Raw genomic sequence first — 4,455 nt, 5'->3', positions numbered from 1 at the left:
GGTTTGCATTTTTGAAAGGAACAGTATTTTCATCAACTGGACGGTAAACAAGGCACTTATTTTCTCCGTCATTTATAGTATCTATTTTCGTTGAAATTCCACTTTGGTCTTGCTCTTCTTGGATTGAAGCCATGAGATTTTTTGCAGCAGTTTCATATTTGGCTTGAGCTTCTGCTTCTTGCTGTTTTAATGTATAAACAATATAGCCGCCAGTAGCGACAATTACTAGAATAAGTGCGGTAAACAATGCGAATATATACTTGCTATAATTAGATTTTTTCTTCGGTATTTTTTGTTGTTTGTTTTCGTTTCCGGTTTTGGGCTTTACAGCTTCATTCAATTGATTTGTATTTTCACAGGTATCAGGTTCTTGTTTGTGACGTTGGCTACGACGTGCATAGGTATTTTTGTCAGACATATGACTTTATCCCTCCATTTATCATCATAAAGTAAAATAAACGTAACATAAATGTAATATAGTTTCAACAATAGGGGGGTATTTCTTAGAATATTTAAAGAAAAAAGGTAGGAATTCTCATCCTACCTTGTTCTTCAATTTTTTTCAATTCGGGTAACTCCACCCATATAAGGAACTAGTACTTCTGGTATAGTCACACTACCATCTTCATTTTGATAGTTTTCTAATACGGCAGCAACAGTTCTACCGACTGCTAGTCCTGAACCATTTAATGTATGCATGTAATGAATCTTGCCATCGTTATCTCTATAACGGATCATTGCTCGACGTGCTTGAAAATCTTCACAATTAGAACATGAACTGATTTCTCGATATGTTTCTTGTGCTGGAATCCATACTTCCAAATCATACGTTTTAGCAGCAGAGAAGCCCATGTCACCTGTAGACAATGCCATTACTCGATAAGGAAGTTGTAATTTTTGTAAAATGTCTTCTGCATTTGCAGTCATTTTTTCTAATTCTTCATAAGAGTGTGCTGCTTCACTTAGTTTGACCATTTCAACTTTGTTGAATTGATGTAATCGAATTAATCCGCGAGTATCACGACCAGCACTTCCAGCTTCTGAGCGGAAAGAAGGACTTAATGCTGTGAAGTAAACCGGTAGTTGGTCAAGATCCAATATTTCTCCATTATAATAATTCGTTAAAGGAACCTCAGCAGTAGGAATCAAGGTAAGATCTGTTTCCGCTAATTGGAAAACATCTTCTTTGAATTTAGGAAACTGTCCAGTTCCAAACATTGCATCGCTATTAACAATATATGGAGTAATCATCTCAGTGTACCCATGTTCATAAACATGTTGGTCTAGCATAAAGTTATATAAAGCTCGTTCAAGACGGGCACCTAATCCTTTATAGTAGACAAACCGGCTACCGGCTACCTTTGCACCTCGTTCAAAATCTAATATTCCTAGGTTTTCGGCAATATCCCAATGAGGCTTTGCTTCGAAATCAAATTCTTTTGGTGTAGCCCAGCGTCTTACTTCAACATTGTCATCTTCATCTTTTCCAACTGGGACAGAGTCATGAGGCAGATTAGGTAATGTCGTTGCGATCAATTTGATTTCTGAATCAATTTTTGCAATCTCGTCATCAAGAGACTTGATTTTAGTACCGACTTCTTTCATCTCAGTAATTTTATCATCTGCTGCTTTTTTTGCTCGTTTTAGTTGAGCTATTTCTGCAGAAACTTCATTTCGAACTTTTTTTAATTCTTCTGTCTCTACTAGGAGTTGTCGTCTCCTTTCATCTAACTTTAAGAATTCTTCTAATACTTCTTTTTTTACTCCGCGAGTCTGTAATTTTGTTTGGACTTTGTCAAAATTTTGCCGAATCATTTTAATATCTAACATAATTCTTCCCCCTTGTTTTTCATATAAAAAAAGACCTTTTCATCCCTATTCTTGGGACGAAAAGATCTTTCGCGGTACCACCCGAGTTCAGCATAACGCTGCCCTTGTTGCCCGTAACGTGGGCACACGATCTTTCTTTCAAAAGATACACTTTTAATGAACTGGATTCCATTCTTTCCATTACTGATTCTCACCAACCATCAGTTCTCTGAAAAAGTAAAAAATGTACTAGGTTCTATGCTTTATTAGTAAGTATTTTCTCTAGAATAGCGAAAAAGCGTTAGTTCGTCAACCATAGTTTTGGGTATTTGATAAATCATTTCTCTTTAATGGGAGATGGATAATAAAGGAGGTCCAATCCGGAGTAGATTTTGCAAAAATGTAGCCACCATGCAAGGCAACGATGCTTTGAGCAATGGCAAGACCAAGTCCAGTTCCTCCAGTTTCCTGCGAACGTGATTCCTCCACTCGATAGAAGCGGTCAAATAAGGAGTCTAATGAATGTTTGGGAATCATTTGTCCATTGTTCTTAACTGTTAGAATGGCTTCTGTTCCTACTTTTTCCACTTCCATTACGATTTTGTCAGCGCCTTTTCCATACTTTAAAGCATTAGACAATAAATTATTGAAAACTCGTACAAGCTTCTCAGTATCACCGTCCATAATAATGTGCTCTGGGCGAGTGTGAGTCTCAATCTTTATTCCTTTACGAGATGCTTCTAATTCAAAATCTGCAGCTAGTTGTTCGACTAATTGCGCCATATCAAAAGAAATGACATTTATTGGGACGCTAGGCTGTCTTACTTTTGTGTATTCGAAAAGATCGTCTACTAAAGATTTCATTTGCTTTGCTTTGACATAAGCGGTATGAGTATATTTCAATAACTCTTCTTCAGAATGATACTGACGATCTTCAATCAGGCCTAGATAACCAATAATAGAAGTTAAAGGGGTTCGGATATCGTGACTAACATTTGTAATTAATTCATCCTTCGACTGTTCGATCCTTCGTTCATCTTCAATGGCGGCGACGGTACTATCTACCAAGCCGTTAATATTTGAAACAATCCGATTGAGGTCACCACGCAGTTCAAATGGAATACGATGATCATAGTTTCCCTCTGCAATATAATGAAGCTCACTAATAATATGCCGTAGCTGCATTTGACGGTATCGACGAATCAAACGCCAATATAAAACAATCACATCTAATAAAAAGAACAAAGGGATAATGAAATTGCGGCCACTTTGAAAAATATCCGTGTCAAAAGCAGAAGTAAAAGCGTTTTTTGACTCATAGATCGCCTCCACTAACAACGGTGAATTCTCTCTTATAGAAGTCAAGATGACTAAAATCGCGACATTTAATAGAAGTAAAAGGATTACAGTAACGATTCCTTCTGCAAATAATTCACTGATTTCTTTAGAAGTGAGGGTGATACGTTTCTTTTTTTCTATTGGATTACTTCGCATCTATTTTATAGCCAACTCCCCACACTGTTTGAATGACTTTCTCGCCATCAGTTGCTTCTTCTATCTTATCACGCAGATGACTCACATGAACCATTACGGTTTTGGCTGACACGACACTCTCTTGCTTCCACACACGCTCAAAAATTTCATCAGCACTAAATACACGATTCGGATGGGATGCTAATAGGTAGAGAATACCAAATTCAAGAGCGGTCAATTGGATCTCATTTCCGGTGATTGTTTTTACTTCATGAGAATCACGATTAATGATCAATGAGCTAACTTCTAAGATATCTGGCTGATTAGAGGGAGCTTGCATTTTTGTTCGACGGAGCAGAGACTTGACGCGAGCCATCACTTCCAAAGGATTGAATGGTTTTGTTACATAGTCGTCTGCACCAGCAACTAGACCTCGTATTTTATCCATATCAGTAGTCTTAGCAGTTAGCATGATGATTGGAATTTGTGATTCTTTTCGCAACTCTTTTACAACCTGCATGCCATCCATTTCAGGCATCATGATATCCAATATCAGTAATTCAATATCTGGAGTAGTTCTAATTTTTGTTAAAGCTTCTTTACCATCATAAGCTTTGACGGCTTCATAACCTTCATTATGAAGATAGATACTTAATAGTTCAACAATCTCTTTATCATCATCAGCAACAAGTATTTTCATATAAATCCTCCTAGGAACAATATTCTTTTCTCCTATTTTAGCAAATATTCTAGGAAATTGATAAAATCATACTTAAATTTATAAGAATGATAGGAAATAATACTTACAACAAGAATAAAAACCGAACATTGAGAATTCAAATAATCATCATAGTTTCCAAATGGAGAGATTATTCCATAGAATTAACTAAAATATATGATGGAACCGCAGTATTTAGAAACGTTGAAATATCAATGATTTTACTGTTGACGAATGGCAAGATAGTTGCTATATTATTACATGTGCCAAATGACAAAAATCATTTCTAAAAGAAAATGAAAAAAGTTGTTGACGCCAGAACCAACAGATGATATTATAACGAAGTCGCAAATTTAAGAAATCAATTTGATGCTGATACAGCAACAAAAAAGATTGAAAAAAGTTGTTGACAAATAACAATTCATTTGTTATTCTAATGGAGTCGCTGATGACGC

At 36.1% G+C, this 4,455-nt stretch carries 3 protein-coding genes, 1 pseudogene and 1 other annotated feature; all 4 genes and pseudogenes read right to left on the bottom strand.

From position 1 onward, the window contains the following. A pseudogene (locus tag DVW06_RS16640) lies at positions 1-418 on the bottom strand (polysaccharide deacetylase family protein); the annotation flags it as partial. Positions 419-552: 134 nt separating this feature from the next. After that, positions 553-1,830: a serine--tRNA ligase gene (gene serS / locus DVW06_RS16635; protein WP_005473111.1), complete on the bottom strand. Its 1,278-nt coding sequence runs from the start codon at positions 1,828-1,830 to the stop codon at positions 553-555. 49 nt (positions 1,831-1,879) lie between these two features. Further along, positions 1,880-2,077, bottom strand: a binding site (T-box leader). 41 nt (positions 2,078-2,118) lie between these two features. Next, positions 2,119-3,303: a sensor histidine kinase gene (locus tag DVW06_RS16630; protein WP_003129153.1), complete on the bottom strand. Its 1,185-nt coding sequence runs from the start codon at positions 3,301-3,303 to the stop codon at positions 2,119-2,121. Further along, positions 3,293-3,982, bottom strand: coding sequence for a response regulator transcription factor (locus DVW06_RS16625; RefSeq protein WP_003129151.1), 690 nt, complete (start codon positions 3,980-3,982; stop codon positions 3,293-3,295). The genes DVW06_RS16630 and DVW06_RS16625 overlap by 11 nt, the downstream gene beginning before the upstream one ends. Between the last annotated feature and the right edge of the window lie 473 nt (positions 3,983-4,455).

The sequence above is a fragment of the Enterococcus sp. ARL09-542 genome (genome assembly GCF_005234805.1).
Classification (GTDB): Bacteria; Bacillota; Bacilli; order Lactobacillales; family Enterococcaceae; genus Enterococcus_D; species Enterococcus_D gallinarum.
The sequence above is the reverse complement of the archived record's forward strand: the minus strand, read 5'-3'. Positions and strand labels throughout refer to the sequence as shown.